The sequence below is a fragment of the Paenibacillus pseudetheri genome (assembly GCF_924513355.1).
Lineage (GTDB): Bacteria > Bacillota > Bacilli > Paenibacillales > Paenibacillaceae > Paenibacillus_AQ > Paenibacillus_AQ pseudetheri.
Genome location: NZ_CAKMAB010000044.1, coordinates 26,388 through 45,330, shown reverse-complemented (window position 1 = coordinate 45,330; position 18,943 = coordinate 26,388). Strand labels below are relative to the sequence as shown.

The 18,943-nt window shown below is 39.4% G+C and carries 19 protein-coding genes and 1 riboswitch; of the genes, 5 read left to right on the top strand and 14 right to left on the bottom strand.

Annotated features, from left to right (window positions below; all coding sequences use genetic code 11):
* Positions 1-19 precede the first annotated feature (19 nt).
* Together L1028_RS26430 and tadA are read right to left on the bottom strand one after the other, a co-directional pair.
* Positions 20-589: a GNAT family N-acetyltransferase gene (locus L1028_RS26430; RefSeq protein WP_234540949.1), complete on the bottom strand. Its 570-nt coding sequence runs from the start codon at positions 587-589 to the stop codon at positions 20-22.
* 13 nt (positions 590-602) lie between these two features.
* Entirely contained in the window at positions 603-1,076 is a 474-nt protein-coding gene (gene tadA, locus L1028_RS26425) for a tRNA adenosine(34) deaminase TadA (RefSeq protein ID WP_234540961.1), read from the bottom strand.
* Positions 1,077-1,518: 442 nt separating this feature from the next.
* Here tadA and L1028_RS26420 point away from each other — a divergent pair, with 442 nt between their 5' ends.
* Both L1028_RS26420 and rluF read left to right on the top strand, forming a co-directional pair.
* Entirely contained in the window at positions 1,519-3,846 is a 2,328-nt protein-coding gene (locus L1028_RS26420) for a sensor histidine kinase (RefSeq protein ID WP_234540948.1), read from the top strand.
* Entirely contained in the window at positions 3,836-4,537 is a 702-nt protein-coding gene (gene rluF, locus L1028_RS26415; protein ID WP_094873285.1) for a 23S rRNA pseudouridine(2604) synthase RluF, read from the top strand. Before L1028_RS26420 ends, rluF begins: the two co-directional genes overlap by 11 nt.
* An 85-nt stretch (positions 4,538-4,622) precedes the next feature.
* Here rluF and L1028_RS26410 read toward each other — a convergent pair whose 3' ends face one another.
* Both L1028_RS26410 and motA read right to left on the bottom strand, forming a co-directional pair.
* Positions 4,623-5,441 carry a flagellar motor protein MotB gene (locus L1028_RS26410; protein ID WP_234540947.1) on the bottom strand — a complete coding sequence of 273 codons (819 nt, stop codon included), beginning with the start codon at positions 5,439-5,441 and terminating at the stop codon, positions 4,623-4,625.
* The gene (motA, locus tag L1028_RS26405) at positions 5,425-6,228 is read right to left on the bottom strand and encodes a flagellar motor stator protein MotA (protein WP_234540946.1); all 804 of its coding nucleotides are present in this window, start codon (positions 6,226-6,228) and stop codon (positions 5,425-5,427) included. The genes L1028_RS26410 and motA overlap by 17 nt, the downstream gene beginning before the upstream one ends.
* Before the next feature lie 206 nt (positions 6,229-6,434).
* On the opposite strand from motA, the gene L1028_RS26400 reads away from it, so the two are divergent.
* The gene (locus L1028_RS26400) at positions 6,435-6,728 is read left to right on the top strand and encodes a hypothetical protein (RefSeq protein WP_234540959.1); all 294 of its coding nucleotides are present in this window, start codon (positions 6,435-6,437) and stop codon (positions 6,726-6,728) included.
* Between the two features lie 228 nt (positions 6,729-6,956).
* Complete coding sequence (locus L1028_RS26395; RefSeq protein WP_234540945.1) at positions 6,957-7,244, top strand: 4a-hydroxytetrahydrobiopterin dehydratase; 288 nt, start codon at positions 6,957-6,959, stop codon at positions 7,242-7,244.
* Positions 7,245-7,330: 86 nt separating this feature from the next.
* Here the strand turns inward: L1028_RS26395 and L1028_RS26390 are convergent, their stop codons facing one another.
* From L1028_RS26390 to L1028_RS26350, 9 genes are all read right to left on the bottom strand, one after another.
* A complete protein-coding gene (locus tag L1028_RS26390; protein WP_042183950.1) occupies positions 7,331-7,687 on the bottom strand; it encodes a c-type cytochrome in 357 nt (118 codons plus the stop codon).
* Between the two features lie 126 nt (positions 7,688-7,813).
* Positions 7,814-8,299, bottom strand: a complete 486-nt coding sequence (locus tag L1028_RS26385; protein WP_234540944.1) for a GNAT family N-acetyltransferase — start codon at positions 8,297-8,299, stop codon at positions 7,814-7,816.
* A 192-nt stretch (positions 8,300-8,491) separates the two neighbouring features.
* On the bottom strand, positions 8,492-9,475 hold the full coding sequence (locus L1028_RS26380; RefSeq protein WP_279306921.1) for a radical SAM protein: 984 nt from the start codon (positions 9,473-9,475) through the stop codon (positions 8,492-8,494).
* Complete coding sequence (locus L1028_RS26375) at positions 9,472-10,806, bottom strand: radical SAM/SPASM domain-containing protein (RefSeq protein ID WP_234540956.1); 1,335 nt, start codon at positions 10,804-10,806, stop codon at positions 9,472-9,474. Before L1028_RS26375 ends, L1028_RS26380 begins: the two co-directional genes overlap by 4 nt.
* 19 nt (positions 10,807-10,825) lie before the next feature.
* Entirely contained in the window at positions 10,826-11,917 is a 1,092-nt protein-coding gene (locus L1028_RS26370; protein ID WP_234540943.1) for a radical SAM/SPASM domain-containing protein, read from the bottom strand.
* Positions 11,918-11,962: 45 nt separating this feature from the next.
* Positions 11,963-13,084: a S8 family serine peptidase gene (locus L1028_RS26365; protein ID WP_234540942.1), complete on the bottom strand. Its 1,122-nt coding sequence runs from the start codon at positions 13,082-13,084 to the stop codon at positions 11,963-11,965.
* A gap of 82 nt (positions 13,085-13,166) precedes the next feature.
* Entirely contained in the window at positions 13,167-13,316 is a 150-nt protein-coding gene (locus L1028_RS26360; RefSeq protein WP_234540940.1) for a hypothetical protein, read from the bottom strand.
* A gap of 5 nt (positions 13,317-13,321) precedes the next feature.
* Positions 13,322-14,887, bottom strand: coding sequence for a B12-binding domain-containing radical SAM protein (locus L1028_RS26355; RefSeq protein WP_234540938.1), 1,566 nt, complete (start codon positions 14,885-14,887; stop codon positions 13,322-13,324).
* A gap of 11 nt (positions 14,888-14,898) precedes the next feature.
* Positions 14,899-16,029 carry a radical SAM protein gene (locus L1028_RS26350; protein WP_234540936.1) on the bottom strand — a complete coding sequence of 377 codons (1,131 nt, stop codon included), beginning with the start codon at positions 16,027-16,029 and terminating at the stop codon, positions 14,899-14,901.
* 165 nt (positions 16,030-16,194) lie between these two features.
* Between L1028_RS26350 and L1028_RS26345 the strand changes: the two genes are divergently transcribed.
* The gene (locus tag L1028_RS26345) at positions 16,195-18,009 is read left to right on the top strand and encodes an ABC transporter ATP-binding protein (protein ID WP_234540934.1); all 1,815 of its coding nucleotides are present in this window, start codon (positions 16,195-16,197) and stop codon (positions 18,007-18,009) included.
* Between the two features lie 258 nt (positions 18,010-18,267).
* On the opposite strand, the gene L1028_RS26340 is transcribed toward L1028_RS26345, so the two are convergent.
* On the bottom strand, positions 18,268-18,759 hold the full coding sequence (locus L1028_RS26340; protein ID WP_234540933.1) for a C40 family peptidase: 492 nt from the start codon (positions 18,757-18,759) through the stop codon (positions 18,268-18,270).
* A 5-nt stretch (positions 18,760-18,764) separates the two neighbouring features.
* Positions 18,765-18,906: riboswitch (cyclic di-AMP (ydaO/yuaA leader) on the bottom strand.
* Positions 18,907-18,943: the final 37 nt, after the last annotated feature.

Here is an 18,943-nt window from a genome sequence, read left to right as displayed (position 1 = left end):
CCTGCGACAATGCAGAATTCTATTTCTGTTCCTCCGTTAGCATATCTTCAGCTAATATTGCGTAGGTCTGATGATCCTGCCACTGGCCGTTTATTTTGAGATACTGGCGGGCGATACCTTCAGGTTTGAATCCGCTCTTCTCCAGCACCCTCCGGGAAGCCTCATTATGCAATAAGATGGCTGCTTGAACCCTATGAAGGCCTAAGGCTCGAAAAGCGTAGCCTAGAACTAATCCGACCGCAGCGGTCATGTAACCTTTTGCCTGCATCCGATGATCCATTAAATAGCCTAAATCAGCATACTGAGCTACACCTCGTGAGACATTAGACAATGTGATCTGACCGATTAGTTGTCCATCCAGCAGATAAATGCCGAACATATAAGCTCTGTCCTGTAGGGCGTCCTCAATACGCTGATTGATGATCTGTTGTTGAATCTCCAGGGTAAAGAAGTGCGCATCACGTTTTGGCTCAAACGGTTCGTGGGTTACCCGGTTATTTAAACGAAGGTCCAGCAGGCTCTGTGCATCCTTAAGCTCAAGTGGAGAAATATAGATACCATGTGAGGTATGATATAAAGTAAGGGTCATTTCAGGTCTCTCCTTATTCTTCTTTCGATGGTTTTTGACGTAAACGACGAAAGAATGAGGTCAGTAGGTCTGCACATTCTTCTTGTAAAATCCCCTGAATCACTTCGGTGCGATGATTAAATCGCGGCTCTTCAAGTAAGTTCATGAGGGTCCCGGCACATCCAGCTTTAGGGTCAGGCGTTCCATATACCGTGAGAGGCACTCTGGACTGCACTATTGCTCCTGCACACATCGGACAAGGTTCTAGGGTGACGTACAGCTGGCAATCCAGCAGACGCCAAGAATTCATGACATTACTGGCCTCACGAATGGCTACCATCTCTGCATGGGCTGTCGAATCCATTGTCGTTTCTCGCAAATTGTATCCGCGTCCTATAATTTCACCATGTCGAACAATGACAGCTCCAATAGGAACCTCACCTAATGCCTCAGCTTTACGTGCTTCTGCGATTGCCTGCCTCATCCAATGTTCATGAACCGCTCCCATATCATTTAGCGATTCACCTGCTCTAATATTCAAGATCATCTTCCCTTCCTTTATATCCATTGTACAACGAACAAATATTCGTTCTTAACAAAATGTGCATAACTCTGTGGATAACCGCCTACTTATACACATTTTTGTACACATCGTTTTATAATAAAATGTTTATATGTGCATAAGTTGTGGATGGTTTCTTGAAATATATGAAAGTATAAGTTTCACACTATACTTTATCCTTATATTTCGCGCTTAAACGCTTCCCGTCCTTATTAGCACGCCGAAGGCATTTATACTTGTATATTGTAGAGAAAGACCTTTTGAATTTCAATATTTCTTGAATGGGAATGCTTCATTGAAATGTCTTTTCAAATGTGAGGGCAAAAGGTATGATGTTAATTGTAGGCTCCGTAAGGATTTACCAGTGGATAAGAGGTGAACAAACAGTTTGTCCATAAAGACAAAACTATCTGCTATTATTTTTGGGGCGGTGTTGCTAATTTTAGCACTGAACCTGACATTTAACCTTTATGCCGCCCAAAGCAATCTACGGAATGAAAGCATTAATAATATGCAACTAACTGCTATGCAAATGGCCGTTTCTGTAGAACAAAGTAACTATAGCTCTAACTATGTAGAATATCAAATTGCACATAATTTAAGGATGGCGGCTATCTTTGCCTCCGAGGAGCTGGACCCCGACTATAAGAATGTGACGAATGAAGAACTTAAGGCCCTAACTTCCAAGGTGGGCGTGTCTAATATTTCAATTCTGGTAAAGACTGATAACGATATTGTAATAGCAAGGTCTTCGGTGCCTAGTGATATTGGGGTGTCCACAAAGGACTGGGGGTACTGGTATCTGGCCTTTTTGGAGTTGTTCGATAATCAGGAGGTATCCGTGGACCAGGGACAGGCCCTGGACCATTTTTGGTCAGGCCCATTTGATTATTCAACCTACAATCTCGATTTCATTGAGAAGTGGGGATATTACCATGATGAACAGAGCAACTACATCATAAATCCAGTTATTCTCAATACTGCAGCTAGCGACTATGTCAAAATTACCAATCCCGATCAAATCGCGGCGCAGACTAAAGAGGCTAATCCAGGGATCTTGGAACTTACAGGATTTAACCCAGTGACATTTGGTTCAGCAAGTATGAAGGCTGACGGAAGTGACACATTGAATAAGAATCTTGGTAACCGCCCCATTAAGTATGGTACCTATACTTATGGTAATGTGGAGCGGGATAGAGCGGCGATTCTATTAGCTCAAGAGAAGCAGAAGCCGGTTACACTGGAGATGAAAGTACATGGGGAAAGAGTTCTCAAAAGCTACATCCCTATTCAATCTCCTGGGCTGAAAACTTATGTGATTGGAGTCGTATTGGATTACTCCGTGATTTCATCTGTGGTTCATGAACAATTAATTAAAAATCTGACAACGTCACTGTTATTGCTTACATTATTCTTGTTATGTAGTTACATACTATCTGGATTTGTTACTCGTCCGATTCAGGCGATACTTGCCAAAGTGAACGATGTAGCCAAAGGGAAATTCGAGCCACCACTTAAGGTAACCAGCCGGGATGAGTTAGGGCAATTGGCACTACGAATCAACGCTATGACGGCTCACCTCATGCAGCGCACCAATCGACTCAAACAGACACTGGAAGAGAACCGAGCGGTTAAGGAGCATTTGGAATCTGTGATTAACGGCACTTCTGACGCTATTCATACGATGGATATGGATGGAAGAATCACTAGCACTAACAGAGCCTTTGAAGAACTGTATGGATGGGGTGCTTCTGAGGTGATAGGCAAAATGCCGTATCTTATCCCTGCACCAGCACTCAAGCAGGAGGAGGAGCGGCTTAACGCATTAAAAAATGGAGCAATTCTGCCACCAATCGAAACAATAAGACTTAAGCGAGATGGCACAATTATTGAAGTTAGTGTTAGTACCTCGCTGATTCGGGACGAAGAGGGCGATCCACATTGGTTTATTCACGTTTCACGTGATATGACGGAACGTAACCGAATGGAAGAACTGCTTAGACGCTCTGAGAAGCTGACTACAGTAGGCCAATTAGCCGCGGGAGTAGCCCATGAGATTCGTAATCCTCTTACGACGCTAAAAGGATTTCTGCAGCTTCAACAAGAAAAGCAGATCTTGGTCCCCCTCCATATTGAACTGATGTTGTCCGAGCTCGAGCGGATTAATCTGATCGTAAGTGAATTTTTGATTTTGGCCAAGCCCCAAGCTGTTCATTTCCAGGAAAAAGATGTGCGGACTATCCTTCGTGATGTGGTTTCTCTATTAGACAGTCAAGCTCATTTGTTTGGGATTCAGTTTAGTGCGACATTCTCTGAATATCCATCCACCGTACATTGTGAAGTGAACCAGCTAAAGCAGGTGTTTATTAATATCGTCAAAAATGCTATTGAAGCTATGCCTGATGGTGGTGTGATTTCAATGGAGTTAAGCAATACCCTGGATTCTGTGCTCATTCTTATTTCAGATCAAGGCGAAGGAATTCCTAAGGATATGCTGCCTAAGCTAGGTGAGCCCTTCTTCACCAATAAGGAATCGGGAACAGGCTTAGGGCTAATGATTAGCCAACGTATTATTCAGGCTCATAAGGGTCATTTAGAAATACAAAGTGAAGTGGGTCAAGGGACAACCGTTATGATCAAGCTGCCTGCAGCTGGTACGGTTACCCCTTGGCTTAATATTAAGGATGAACGGAGTGAAGGACAACGTGAGAATTAATAAATTCATCAGTGAGACAGGTTACTGTTCACGCCGTGAAGCAGATAAGCTCGTGGAAGGTGGTAGAGTTACGATCAACGGACAACCTGCTGTGCTTGGCAGTCAGGCCGTTCCGGGCGATGATGTGAGAATAGATGGTGTAGCGCTTGAAACATCAAGCCAGACGGTTTACATTGCGTTAAACAAGCCAGTGGGTATTACATCAACTACAGAGCAGCATATAAAGGGCAATATTGTTGATTTTGTAGGTCACCATGAGCGAATCTTCCCGATTGGGCGGCTCGATAAGGATTCAGAAGGATTGATTCTGCTTACCAACGATGGAGACATCGTTAACAAGATTTTACGGGCCGAAGGTCGGCATGAAAAAGAGTATGTTGTTACTGTAGATAGGCCGATTACGCCATCATTTATTACCGGCATGTCCAGCGGCGTAAAGATATTAGGTGAGAAGACGCTACCTTGTGAGGTCACTCGTATTACAGAGCGTGTATTCCGTATTATTTTGACGGAGGGTAAGAATCGTCAGATCCGCCGTATGTGCAGCGCTTTTGGCTACGAGGTTAGAAAGCTGCAACGTATTCGGATTATGAATATTCGTCTAGGGGCATTACAAACAGGAGAATGGCGTGAGTTGTCTGCTGAAGAGAAGCAAGAACTTGGAGCTACACTGAACTACCAACTTCTATAACTTTGAATACAATGGTATCAAAAAAGAGCTGTTCCATCGGTCTAAGACCTTGGGACAGCTCTTTATGCTTGTAATAGGATAACTATCAGTCATCGGAAGGAGCGATACCTGAGAACTCTTTGGTTTCTTGATATTTACGAATAATTGATACTTCAACCCGGCGGTTCTTACTTCTTCCAACAACTGTAGTATTTTCAGAAATGGGGTGGTACTCCCCATAACCAATCGCACTAAATTTCCGTGGATTCAGATTCGTATTCGTTAGCAAGATCTTCATAAACTGAAGGGCACGATCCGCGCTCAGGTCCCAGTTGGAAGAGTAATTGCTATTAGAGATAGGGATATTGTCGGTATGTCCTTGCACGACTACATCATAATCCGGGAATTGCTGCAGCATGGTTGAGATGGACTTTGCTAATTGACGAGAATCATCTTTAACTACAGCCTGTCCGGAAGCGAACAGCGCGTTATCGCTTATCGTAATCATAAGCTGAGACTGATTGAGCTTAGTGCTGAGAAGATCGGTTAGACCGTTCTTGCTGATATATTGATCAAACTGCTTTTTAAGCTTCTCTAAATCCTCTTGTTCCTTTTGCCGCAGCTTAGCCATTTCTGTTTGTTCGTTTTTCTTGGCTACTGATTTATCCATTTGATCATTTTTCCCTAAATCCTCTTGAGTCTTAGATGGCATTGCCGCCCGCTCTTCAAGAATACCTGTGCCGCCATTAAGAGCGGAACTGAAGGCTTGACTCATCTCTTCGAATTTTTTAGCATCCGTTGCACTCATAGAATACATTACGATGAACAATGCTACCAGAAGGGTCATAAGATCAGAATAAGGCAGTAGCCACGATTCATCGGCGTGTTCTTCATGCTCCTCGTGTCGTCTAGTCTTTTTGCTCACCCGATCCACCCTCCTTCTCATCATTTAACTTAGCTCGTTCCGAAGGTGTCAGGAAGACAGCAAGCTTCTGATTGATGGCAATAGTGGATACACCGGATTGTATGGACAATAGACCTTCGACCATCATCATTCTAACTTCAATTTCACGTTTGGAAAGTCGTTTTAGCTTATTGGCAATAGGATGCCATAATACGTAACCTGTAAAGATACCAAGTAGTGTTGCGATAAAGGCAGCCCCGATTGCTGCAGCCAATTTGTTCATATCACTCATATCAGCCAGAGCGGCGATAAGTCCGATAACAGCCCCGAGCACGCCAAGTGTAGGAGCATACATACCTGCTTGTGAGAAAATGAGTGCGCCTGCTTTATGTCTATCCTCTGTGGCGTGGATGTCCTCCATGAGAACATCGCGGACAAAGTCCTGATCATTTCCATCAATAATCATCCGCATGCCATTTCGGAGAAAGTTATCTTCTATTTCATCGACTTTAGACTCAAGGGCCAGCAGACCTTCACGCCGTGTAATAGAAGCCCATTCCATAAACATTTTAATTAACTCGGATTTACTGATTAATTTCTGTTTGACAAAAATCATTTTAAATAGACTTGGAATCTTCTTGACCTCCGAGAATGGAAAGGCCATGAAGATGGAAGCCGCCGTACCCACTAAGATAATAACGTAGGCAGCAGGTGTGTTCAGAGCGTGAAGAGGAGCGTGCTTGAGGATCATACCCCCGATTACAGCAATTAAGCCAAAAACTATACCGATTATTGTTGAAATTTCCATTATGCACCTCGTCCATGAGATTATAAGATGTGTTCCGACAAAGCCGCGTATATCATCCTTGAAACAGCGGCAAGGCACTCTGTGCGAAACCGAATAACGTATATTCTTATTTATCGACATCATTCCGTTTTTTGTGAAGTCATTTTTTCGGCTATAATGGATAAGGTAAGTAATTATTCATCTGTGGAGAAAACGGAGTGATACATGTGGGTGTAAAGCATGGTAGAGATTACGGTGAAATCCTGACGGATTTAACCGAGGCTGTTGGACGAATTTCCGATGGGTACTTATTTTTTGAAATGGATCCGGAAGAGTGGAAAGAATTGCCGCAGGAATCCAAGCTGGAGGTATGGGAGGCGCTGGCTGAGGATCTCTTCTTCGCGCTAGGTAATGAACCTATGATTGAGGTGGGGAGCGGCGTTATCATCTATGATAAGGACACGCACCGCATTAATATTTTAGTCGGAGAAGAGGATTTAGCCTCTGTTGTTTTGATTTAAGAAGAGGGGGCGGCGGGGCGTAATTTGCCCGTAGTTAGTAGCCCGTGTTAAAATTGGTATAGCCGAGTTATAATCGCTGGGATTCTTGAATACATTTAATCGAAAATATTGCCTTTATCCTGGCACATCCCTTGGACCTCAGAAGCTAAGGGATGTTTTGTTTAACGAATAAGACGAGTAAACGGACCTGCGGATTTTACTGCAATTTTTAGTAAGGGAGGAAACGAATTGTTATTTACGGAAGAAGAACTGCGTGAGCAGATCAGCAAGCTGGAAGGTTGGAAGCTGGAAGAGAATACCATGGTGCGAAAATATATGTTCAGCCAATATATGAAGGGTATTGCTTTCGTTGATGAAGTTGCCACCATTTCAGAAGCCTTTGATCACCATCCACATATTACGATTGATTATAAGACAGTGACTTTACGACTGAAATCAAATGAGGAAGACGGTATTACAGCTCTAGATATTCGAGAGGTACATGAATTTAATGAAGCCTTTGAGAAAAATCGTTAGTGTCACCCAAACTCATAAATAAACGCCCGTGCGCAGATAGTGAACTAACTATCTTCTGGCACGGGCGTTTTTAGTTGCTTAGGTAGTTACTTTTTCTCTGAGAGCCAAAGGGCGACGTTTGCAATCTCCTCAGGGGCTAGCTTTTCTTTAAAGGAAGGCATTTGACCGCGTCCTTTAGTGACAATACTGTAGATTTCTTCAGCATCATGCTGACCGCCTTCATTTTGAAGGCTGGGTCCAACTCCACCTTGAAGCTGATCACCGTGACATGTGATACAGCTGGCTTTCACGGTTGCTTCCGCCTTTGCCGCATCCAATTGGACTTCCGGCATCGTCGGCTTATTCTGTTCAGCTACCTCTTCTTTACCTGGAAGTGTAAACATAAGTACTACCGCAAAGGCACAGGCGGCAAAAAACAAACCGCTCATGATCCATTTCTGCATCCCAGTTCGTCCCTTCTATGTAAGCTGCTCCCTACATTATAGCTCAAGGTGAAGCGTTATCATAGGGTTTGTGACAAAAAAATGAACGACAATGCCATCAAATCATTAAAAATATGGAATTTAATATTATTTGTCATAGACCATGCAATAAAAAGGTTTGTTTCCTGTGGGGGTTAGGCGCTCATACGTATCGGTAATTGTAAATCCACACTTTTGGTAAGTCCGGATCGCCCGCTGGTTCCAGGTCATTACCTCTAGATCAATCTCATGCTCAGGATAACGAATTAAGGCTGCTTGCACGATTGTATCCACGAATATTTTTCCTAGACCTTGACCGCATAGATCAGGGTGCATGCCAATTCCCAAGCGAACAACACCTTCCATTGGAAACAACTGCGCGAATCCACACAAAGTCCCTTGCCCATTTAATATGGAGACATATTGCTCATTTCGTAGCTGAGGGTCACCGAACTCGATTCCAAGAGCCTGCATTTGCTCCCACGGCATCCAGCCGTAAATATTATAAGGAGCAGTGTAATCCCAGTTACAAATCTCTTCCGCGTGACTGGTCTCCATAGGCGCTACATGAAAAGCAACAGAGGGATTTATCATAAGGTCAAGGACCTCCTTTCACGAAGGTTTAACTTTATAACTAATTATATACAAAAAGGTGGAGGAATTGCTCGTAAAGGGATAAATGGGGGCGTTTATATCAAAAAGGCTCTGATTTGAAATGTAAAAGCAAAACGAGCTGCATAGAGTTTAACTAGACCATGCAGCTCAAATTTAAGACAGTGAATTAGTTTATATACTTAATAATGAACTTTGCTTTTTGTGAAGTTGAAATTGTAGGCATCCTCCACTACATTGATTTTTTTTGTGTAAAATGCAATCCTTACATTCATCGGAAAATAAGACATCATTAAGTTTATTATCAATATTCTCCGTAAAGTATTTAATGAGTTCATTTCGATTATGGAAGTTTTTTAAGTATGTATTCATGATAGCGCTTGTTCCAAAACATCTGATAACAGATAAATTAGGCATAACGTCAATCACTGGCACACACCTTTTCCAGTTTAAGAAAAATGGATTGTAAATTGATATTTCTCTTAGCTGAGCATCGTCGTACACACATAGAGGAATTACATTACAGTCAGAGACAAGTTTAACATCTAGTTCATAACACTCTTTTAGAAATCGTAAAGCGTTTGGGATTTGCTTTTTATAATATTGGAGCGGTTCAAACATGTCTAAATCAGTTTTAGTAGGGGCTACAATAGCCCATCTCACCGTTTTAAGCTTATACTTTTTTAACAAATCCAGAATGTAACTATAATCAAAATTTTCGCCTGAAAGATTCACGCCAAGTACAACCTCAATTTTATTTTCAAGTAACACTTGAATACTTTGTTCCAGTTTACTATATTTGCTCAGTAGAAACTCGGGGGGGTTAGCGTTGATAAGGATATCAATAGCTTTCTTTGATCTCATCTTTATAATTGATTCCATAGAGTGCTCAGGTATTATTCCATTTGAAAAAAGTAAAACTCTTTTGATATGATCTCTGGTCATTGCAATATCGCAGTATTCATGAAATTTGCTGCTTACAGTTGGCTCTCCCCCGAGGATACGAAGTTGGCTTAACTTTGAATCTTTCAGAAAATTTAAGCAGTATTCAAAATCTTCCACTGACATGTTCTGAGGAATAGAGTCATCTTTTAACATGCTTTTGGCGAAACAGTACCCACAAGATAAGTTACAATAACTATTTACTAGTATATTCATCGCATTACCTCGTTTTTTTGTTTTTTGGTAGACTCAAGGAGGTCAATGAACACTTTTAGATTATCCAGAAAAGATTGCTTATGATCATAGTGCCAAATATTAAAAATAAGCACTGCTTTTTTGATTCCACATTCAGGAGGTAGTATGCCCTTTCTTCTTTCGTTGTTGTACATTTCTGCATAGCATGATCCTTGACAAAAATATCTAACATTACAATCAGCACAGACCGTTCTTTGATCTATCTCAAAAGACTGTTTATAGAATAGGGAATCAGCCTTACTAGAACTTTGTTTAAGAATCCTGTCAATAGTATCCTCCATAATATTCCCTACTGAGAATTCGGGTGTAGTTAGAGAATGACAAGAATATACATTTTTATCTACATGAATACTCAGCATTTTGTTTCTTGCAGAACAACCGTAAGAAGGTACAAGATTCTGAATTAGAAATCGTTTGAAAGGCTCGCTTTGATAGCCCATCCTATAGATGTATCTGAATATCACACTGTAAGCTTCTGTAAGGGAATCGCTGGAGAAAAACAAATGTTTATGCGCTCTTGCATTTCCAATGGGACCTACTATTTTTAATGAAAATATGGTATTTGTTAGTTCGATGAAATCAAGAAACGCAAAGACATGGGTTTGGTTTTGTTTTGTAAGGACGTAAGAAAGGCACAGACTAATATTATGCTGCCGGAGGTTCTGTATTAAATTGGAGAGTTTATGAACATCGTATTTGTTAACACTGGAAAATATATTCTCTGCACTCATATCAATTCGGGATACTTTGCCACTAAGCTGTTGTATTTTTTCAGCGTTAAGCAATAATCCATTTGTGCAAATTACTATTTTACAGGAGAGTTTTTCATGAATATAATCCACTAGCTCAAGGATATCCCGTCTAGAAAAGGGCTCTCCCCCTGTAATAACAATTCTGCCGATGTAATAATCTTTAAGTCTATCGATAGCCGTCTTAACTTCCTCGGTGCTAAGCTGGTCATATTTGGCTGGAGTTGAGCCCATTGAGCAGAAATCACAAGATAAATTACATGTTTTTGTAACAACTAGATACACTGATTTTATATCCTTTTTGCTTCGTGTACTCATAACTTGTCCATCTCTAATGATCATTCCTGACTCAATGAATCGCTGGAGTATAGAATATTTGGTATGCTCCGAGATATCATTTCTGTTCCTTCCACTGATCATATCTTCAAGCAGAAGCTTAGTCTTAGTTTTTGACTTTAACCAGGTTCCATGTTCCGGGTTTATAAATAGGTATGTATCCTCCCTAGACTGAATATCTATTGTTGGATTCCATGTGTACTTCATCAAAGCCACATCTGCCCCCTTAATTCGGTATAGTAACTTTTTTAAATGCTTCGTTCCATTCAGGGTCTAATAGCAGTTTTTGAATTAGTTCATATCGTATTTTCTCAAGCTCGCAAAATATCATAGGAACGTTATGAAAATCCCCGGTCATCTCCAAATTCATCATTAAACAATCACAAACTGTGCAATAGGGTTTGATCTCGCATTTTAGGCATGTATCTGATAAATTACGTTTGTAGTGTTTAAACCTCTCTACGCTCTTGTTTCGAAAGCCATCACTTAATGTTCCGATAAGTGCTTCATCCTTAAAACAAGCAAAGCAAGGGAAGAGGTCACCGGCTGTATTAACAAATACACTAGTGGCTCCTGCTCCACAAAAATAATTCTTCCTAGTTCTTAACTGAGGTTTAATCCCTTTGTCAATAAAGGTCCAGCAGAACCATTGCCCAGACTTAGCTTTCTGTGCATAAAAATCAGCAGTTTTTTCAAATTCGATTTTTAACTGCTTAAATTCTTCTAAAGACCAGTTATCATTAAAGTTAATTGTAGTATCAAATAGTCGGAATCCCAGGCTAAGTAGATGTTTGATATTTGAAAAGAATCCTTGATAAGTATTTTTGCTAATAACCATGCTTACCTGCACGGGTTTCTTAAGTGTTCTTTGATACGTAATAAAAGAATCCATATTTTTTGTTATCGCTTCATAGCTTGCTCCGCCGTTTATGGTTAACCTATTTAAATCATGATAATATTGCGATCCATCCAAACTTATTTTTAATGAGAAATTATTCTCGATGAAAAAGTTATTAATATTTTGATTAAATAAGGTCGCATTTGTTGTTATCTCAAAAAATACATCTATATTATGCAATTGCGCTGATGATATGGCATATTCGGTTAAGCTTCTAATCTGATTTATACGCAGAAGAGGTTCTCCCCCAAAATAACTTATTAAAAGTTGCTTTGCATGCAGTTCCTTAGCATTCTTGATGCCGAAGTCTATTGCTTCTTTTGCGATATCCGGATCCATTTTTTGATTGGAATGAGTCTGATAGCAATATGCGCAATGTAAATTGCAGTTTTTCAATAATTCCAGTTCAACTTTATACATAAGCTCCCCCTGCACTGATTATTAAGATTACAGAAGATTTAAAGATCAAAGATATTTAGATTTGATAAAAGTCCCTTGTTTTACTGATAAATCATATAAATCCTTATAATCGTCGGTATGGAGCAACTCCTTAGTAAATACATTCCTCCCTAGCATTATCGCCGATGTTATTAAGTTAACCACTAAGTCGTGTCTTTCTTTTGGGGGAATAAAGCTAATGTCTCCAATAAGCAGAGCATCGGCATCCTTTAGTCCCTCTTCAATATTCCTGAAAAGTTTAATGTTCTTTATACCTTCTTGTGTTTCAACACAGTAATGGTCGAATTGAAAATACCTATAATCTAATAGTCCAACAATGTCCGGGTCACCATTTTGATGTAATCGTATACGGTTAATGTTTTCCTCATTTACAGGGAAGAGCAGTCCCTTTTGAATATCCAATATTTTTCCCAGGCTTTCCTTCCTATTCTTTTTGACGGTAGATAATCGCATGCTATGTTCAGTAAGATAATTGATAAGGAACTCCCGATCCTTACGTTCCTCCGTAAACATAATACTCGCTAAGATGCCAGAGAAATGTGCCGAAGCAAGGCTATTGCCGGACAAATAGAGAGTTGTATCGTTTTTTGAATAGACTTTCTGTTTGAAGCCATTGGTATAGACATTAAGGCTATTAGAATCGAAAATAAATCCCTGTTTTTCTATGATATATTCGTTCCTCACACCAAAAACATCCATGAATTCTGCGGGATAGCTTGTACTAGTATTATTGTTAAAAGCTGCAACAATGTGAATGCCCTTATTTACAGCTTCTTTACAAAGATTATGTAGTTCTTCCCGATGCCTATCAACTACGGTCCCTAGACTCAAATTAATAATATGGACATTAGAATCAATGGCAAAATGTATTGCTTCTTTTAAAACCTTGAATTTGCATTTAAGGTTGTTGTCCAAAATGGCGATACTTAGCAAGTCCACATGACTGCATTTATCGTAAATTATTCCTGCTAGAGCAGTCCCATGTCCATTAGAATCAAAAATGAAATTTTTATAACTTATATCCCCATGTTCTTCAATTATTCGGATTCCCGTTATATTTCTAGAAGATAGGCAGGCATGATTCATGTCGACACCGCTATCGATTAAAGCGATTTTAATTTTTCTCATAGAATCCTCTCATTTAATCAACTAGATAAAGAAGAATGCCGTTCTTATCGCAAGGGATCCGAACGGCATGGTGCTTCAGTTATTAATCAGACTCAGAAAATATTGATGTGGACCAAAAGCAATCATGAAAACACATAGCGCCGGAAGTATAACAAGTGCTATAACCTTCGATTTCTAATTCTTCATCAACTTCATTTGCAGAGGATAAATTATTTTGGATTTCGTTTTCCATTTTTATCACCTCCTTTTTTGGTTAACTACGGCTAGTTTATGCTTGTCCGAATCCCACAGCAGTAGTTCGTTTTTAAAATATGAGCAGTATTTATTAAAATTTTCTTCAGATAAGTTCGTTTCCAAAATAAGGGTAGCGGCAATAGCATCAATCATCTTGTACACATCAGTTGCCCAGTCCTTAATCATAATTTCCCGTTTACCTAATGATGTTTCTTTCAATATCTCCAGGTATTTCTTAGAAGGCGAGATTACACCCAAGCATTCTTTTAGTATTCTGTATAAGAAATTAGTTTTTTTGTGTTTGAATTTATATTTATAGTGATCTCCAAACAACCTATCAAAAGACATCTGTTCATCCATTTCAATCTCCGAATGCAATGTCCAGTACGCTTTTGAATTTGGGTAGACTGCTAACTGGCTCACTACTCTTCTCAATGTAAACTTCGTATTTTCATAGCAAAATTTTAAATTTTCCCTAAAAGAGTCCAAATCAATCGTTGGTTCGAACATAATGTAGCCAATTTTGATCTTGATTTTTAGTGATTCTAGAGTGAAAAGTGCCTTCTTAATTTGTTCCAAAGTAATCCCTTTTTTGTAATAATCCAATAACTTCTGTACACCGAACTCGACACCAAGGAAGACACTATCTAGTCCTGCCTGTTTTAAGATTTCAAAGGTTTGCGCCTCAACACTATCTGCTCGGCAATACATACTGAATCGAATATTAATGTTCTTTTTTAAGATTAATTCGGCAATTTTCCTTGCGCGTTCCTTACCTCTCTTGCCAGGTCCAACAAATTCCTCATCTGAGAAATGCAGATAAGTAATATTGTAATTGGATACAAGTTCCTCAATTTCTTTAACTACACTCTCTGGACTTCTACTTCTCCACTTTCGGCCGGGCTGTTCATCATAAAAAACATTAACAGCACAGAAGGTGCACTGCCCGAAGCATCCTCTACTTGATAAAATTTGAATACTGCCATTATTCTTGATAATGGTGTCAATATGATCTCTGGCAGGAAGCGGCAGTCGATCTAATTCTTCCTCTGACATTAACGCCCGACTTTTATTCGTAACAATGTCGTTTCCTTCCGTATAAATTAATCCCGTAATACCGCGTAGGTCTTCTTTAGTTCTTAGTCTATCGACAAGTTCAGCTATAGTAACTTCGCCTTCTCCAACTATTAATGAATTAATTCGAGGCTCGACTGTAAATAGTTTTTGTTTTTGAAAGGTCGGATAATATCCTCCAACCATGATGTGAACATTTGAGATGAAATCAATAGGTAACTGGTTCAGAATTTTCTGCATACCGTTAAGGTAATCAGAAGACATAAGCGTGAATCCTAAAAGGTTGTAATTCCCGTGTAATACCCTTGCTACAACCTCTTCAGAAGTGAGCTTCTGAACAAATGGATCGATGATGTCTACTAAGATCTCTTTATTCCGCAAATAGGACGCTATGTAACCAAATCCTAAATACTCAACAACCATATCTGAGAAATCCTGCTGCTCACAAAATAAAGGAACAATCAGCGCGACTCTATATTCATCCATTTTTGTCATAAAAACCCCTTTCATAATAGATATTTTTCAATATCCTCATTGGCCTTTATATGGGGGAATGTCTTTAATTTATTGAGCATTCCAATGATTTGATGATCTTTCCACCCATAGAGTTGATCAAATACCTCACTGATCATCCTGTACAATAGTTTCTCATGTTTACATAAGAAGGGATTGGGATCGTCTAGATATCCGGTTGTGGAATAGTTTAGGAATCCACATTTCTTAGCGTGACAAAAGCCCTGGATGGTACAGTCGCCACAGCTATCCTCTCTTTTCAAACAACTTTCGATGCATCGCTTTCTTTTTAATGGGGAAATTCCTCTACTGAGATCGCCAATACAGAACTCCTCAATGTCAACTACATAAACACATGGATAGATTAGACCTGATGTACTGATTGCAAAGCTGCCCGAACCGGCATTACAAAATAACGGAGGATTATGGAGCATATAGGAAGAGTACTTCCCGTCAAAAAGATTAATAACGATCCGTTTTTCTTTTCTAGCTTCTAAATATATATCTCTAATGCGCTTGAATGAGTTTGTTAGAATTACAAAGTTCTTATCCCAATCTGCAAATGCATCGGCGACAATATTTATTTTTTCAAAGTTATTATTAATCAGCCATATCACACTATCTACAAGAAAGTGAACATTATCCGGTGTTACGGTCATTCTTACGGCAAAATCAATATGATCTTCCTTCAGTAATTTTGCTCCTTGAATAACCTTGTCAAAGGTTCCTTGATTGCCGTGAGTTCTTCGATGTAGGTCCTGAGCCTCCTGATTGCCGTCTAGGCTCAACCGAATATTGAATTTATTTTCTTTAAAGAACGAGCTAATTTCTTTGGTGATTAATGTGCCGTTTGTAGTTAATGAGTAATCGATGATGAAGTGGGGTTCTTGGTCTCGGGATTTTTCATTTATGTACTGGACCAAATCTTTTATGAGGCTAAACTCAATCAGGGGCTCTCCCCCATGAAAATTAATATTAAAAATGCCATCCTTGACTTTTCCCCAAAAGAAATCTATAACTTGTCTTCCGATAGATATGGACATCTTTAAGTTATTTTTATTTTTTTCGTAACAATATGTACAGTTCAAATTACAGGCATTTGTAGTAAAAAGATTTAGTTTCATAGCTAAGCCTCCAATCCATAATATGTAATTAAAATACTAATAGTTGTAAGTGAGTGTAGTCAGTGACATAAATCCTAATCCGTTACAATTTTTTTATATAAAATATATCAATCGAGTAGTAGGGTTAAGTTTACGTACTTCATCAAGTGAGGATGGGATCGCAATATGAGAGTGGGACGTATGAAGTTTAATGATCATGAAAGTGCAATAAAACTTAATCAAGCATTGATTATTAGAATATCTAAGTATTTTCAGCCTTATTGGAGGCATACGCTACTTGTGATGGTCATATTATGTCTAACCTCTTCGCTTGGAATATTGCCCTCCATCTTCATTCAATATATTATCGATCAGGCTCTTCCAGAGAAAGATTTAAGATTCTTATGTTTACTGGTTATCGCATCCCTGACTACGACAATGGTTTCTGGCTTATTAGGGGTTTGGCAAAGTTATTTAAATGCATTCATCTCTCAAAACATTGTGTATGATATGAAAAATCAAATGTACAGACACTTGCAAAAAATGCCGCTACAGTTTTTTTCTACTGTCAAACAAGGTGAAGTTATTACTAGAATGACGAGCGACATCTCAGGAATACAGGGCGTATTTAATGGCACGGTTGTAAGCTTTTTCAATAACATCCTCGTCTTATCTAGCACAGCTATTGCACTAATAATGATGAATTGGAAACTTGCACTGTTAGGCATGTTTGCTGTTCCTCTGTTTATATTTCCTACTCGTAAAATGAGTCAGATCCGCTGGAAGCTTGCAAAACAGACTCAAGAGAAGATGTCAGAGGAAAATCAAATTATCCAGGAAACACTGAGCTTCAGCGGTTATATTTTGATGAAATTATTTACCAGAGAAGAGAAGGAATACGAAGGTTTTAAAGCGGTTAACGCTGAATCGGCACGTTTACAAATTAGGGAGTCGACGGCTGGGCGTTGGTTCATAATGGTCATGACTACTTTTACAAGTATTGGCCCGATGCTTATTTATTTGTATGGTGGATATTTGTTTATTCAAGGAGAGATAACTATCGGAGCTATTATCGCCTTCGTAACATTACTGGGAAGACTTTATGGTCCGGTTAATCAATTGACTAGTCTGTATATCGATATAAAAAGATCCTTAGCTCTGTTCGAACGTATTTTTGAGTACTTCGATATGGAGCTCCAGATTAACGATCATCCACATGCAGTTGCCATTGAGAATAATGTCATTAAAGACATAAAATTTCAGAATGTTACCTTTTCCTATCAAAATGGAAATCCGACACTGCAAAATATTTCTTTCATTGCAAGCGCCGGAAAGATGACTGCACTAGTCGGTGCTAGCGGATCGGGCAAAACGACGATTACTAACTTAATCTTACGTTTGTATGATATTGATTCTGGGAGCATAACCATCGGAGGTATCGATATCCGTCTGCTGACTTTGCAATCGTTACGCTCTCAAATCGGTCTTGTTACTCAAGAGACTTATCTTTTTAATGGAACCATAAAGGAAAATCTACAGTATGCTAATTACAGTGCTCCGAAAGAAGAGATGATAAATGCTTGTAAAGCAGCTTATATTCATGAGTTCATTATAAATCTCCCTAATGGATATGATACAGTAGTTGGAAATCGTGGAGTTAAATTGTCTGGAGGGGAAAAGCAGAGGATTTCTATAGCTCGGGTTCTGCTGAAGAATCCACCAATTATAATAATGGATGAGGCAACCTCATCTCTTGATGCGGTATCAGAGTACTATATTCGGAAGGCAATGGATTATTTATTGATGAATAAGACAAGTATAGTTATTGCACATCGCCTTTCAACGATTAATAACGCATCCCATATTATCGTTGTAAATGACGGACGGATTGCTGAAGAAGGTGATAAGGAACACCTGTTAGGGAGGGATGGAGTATATAAAGAACTATATGAAAGACAATTCGGGATGAAACGTGATATGCAGGATCACACGCTGGGTTAAGTTTGTCTGAATCCTTTAAAGACTTAGGTTATGCATTTTCGTAGGTACCACCTGGTAATTATGATGTTTATGTGTAACCCCAAGAAGCATTAAATAATGCGATGGCCAAAATAATCGTATAATTTTATTTTTAACTGCATAGGTCATGAAAAGAAACATGTTTTACAAATTCTGAGAGGGGTAAATATTAAATAAGACAAAAAAACAAGCTCTTCCCCAAGAATCAACATCTTGGAAAAGAGCCTATGTACGATTTACTTATTGAACATCATCATTATCTTCTGTCTCAGAAGCAACAGAATGATAAGCATCCGTGCTCATAATCCGTTTAGCACCGATGTAGCGTTTCACGTAGTAGCTATCACTCAGGGAGCTAATCGTTACACCGCGTGAGGAAGATGCATGTGCAAACTTGCCTTCACCGACATAAATACCGACATGGGAGACACCCTTACCACTTGTATTAAAGAATACAAGATCTCCAGATCTTAAATCATCCTGGGAGATAGCAGTACCCATTTGATACTGGGAACCTGATTGGTGTGGTAGGTTGATACCAATTTTATCAAACACATACATTGTAAATCCGGAGCAATCAAATCCATTTGTGGAGATGCCGCCGGATACATACTTAGTTCCGATGGTCTTGTCGATCACTTTATCCATTTTGGAATCTGCGGAAGCGCTTCCTGCTCCGATGGTGAAAATAATGGAAAAGCTAAGTACTGCTGCTGCTAGCTTCTTCTTCAAAAGTTTATACCCCTTCCGGATGCCTACGAGGTTAGCTTAAGGGTTCGGTTGAAGGTCCCCTATGACCCCTCTAAAAATGGAGGTCAATTCACCCAAAGTTGGTTCCCCCGTTTTCCTAATAGTTAGGAAACTCGGCTGATACTGTTGATTAGGATAGCTTGTAATCAATACATGACAAAACCTT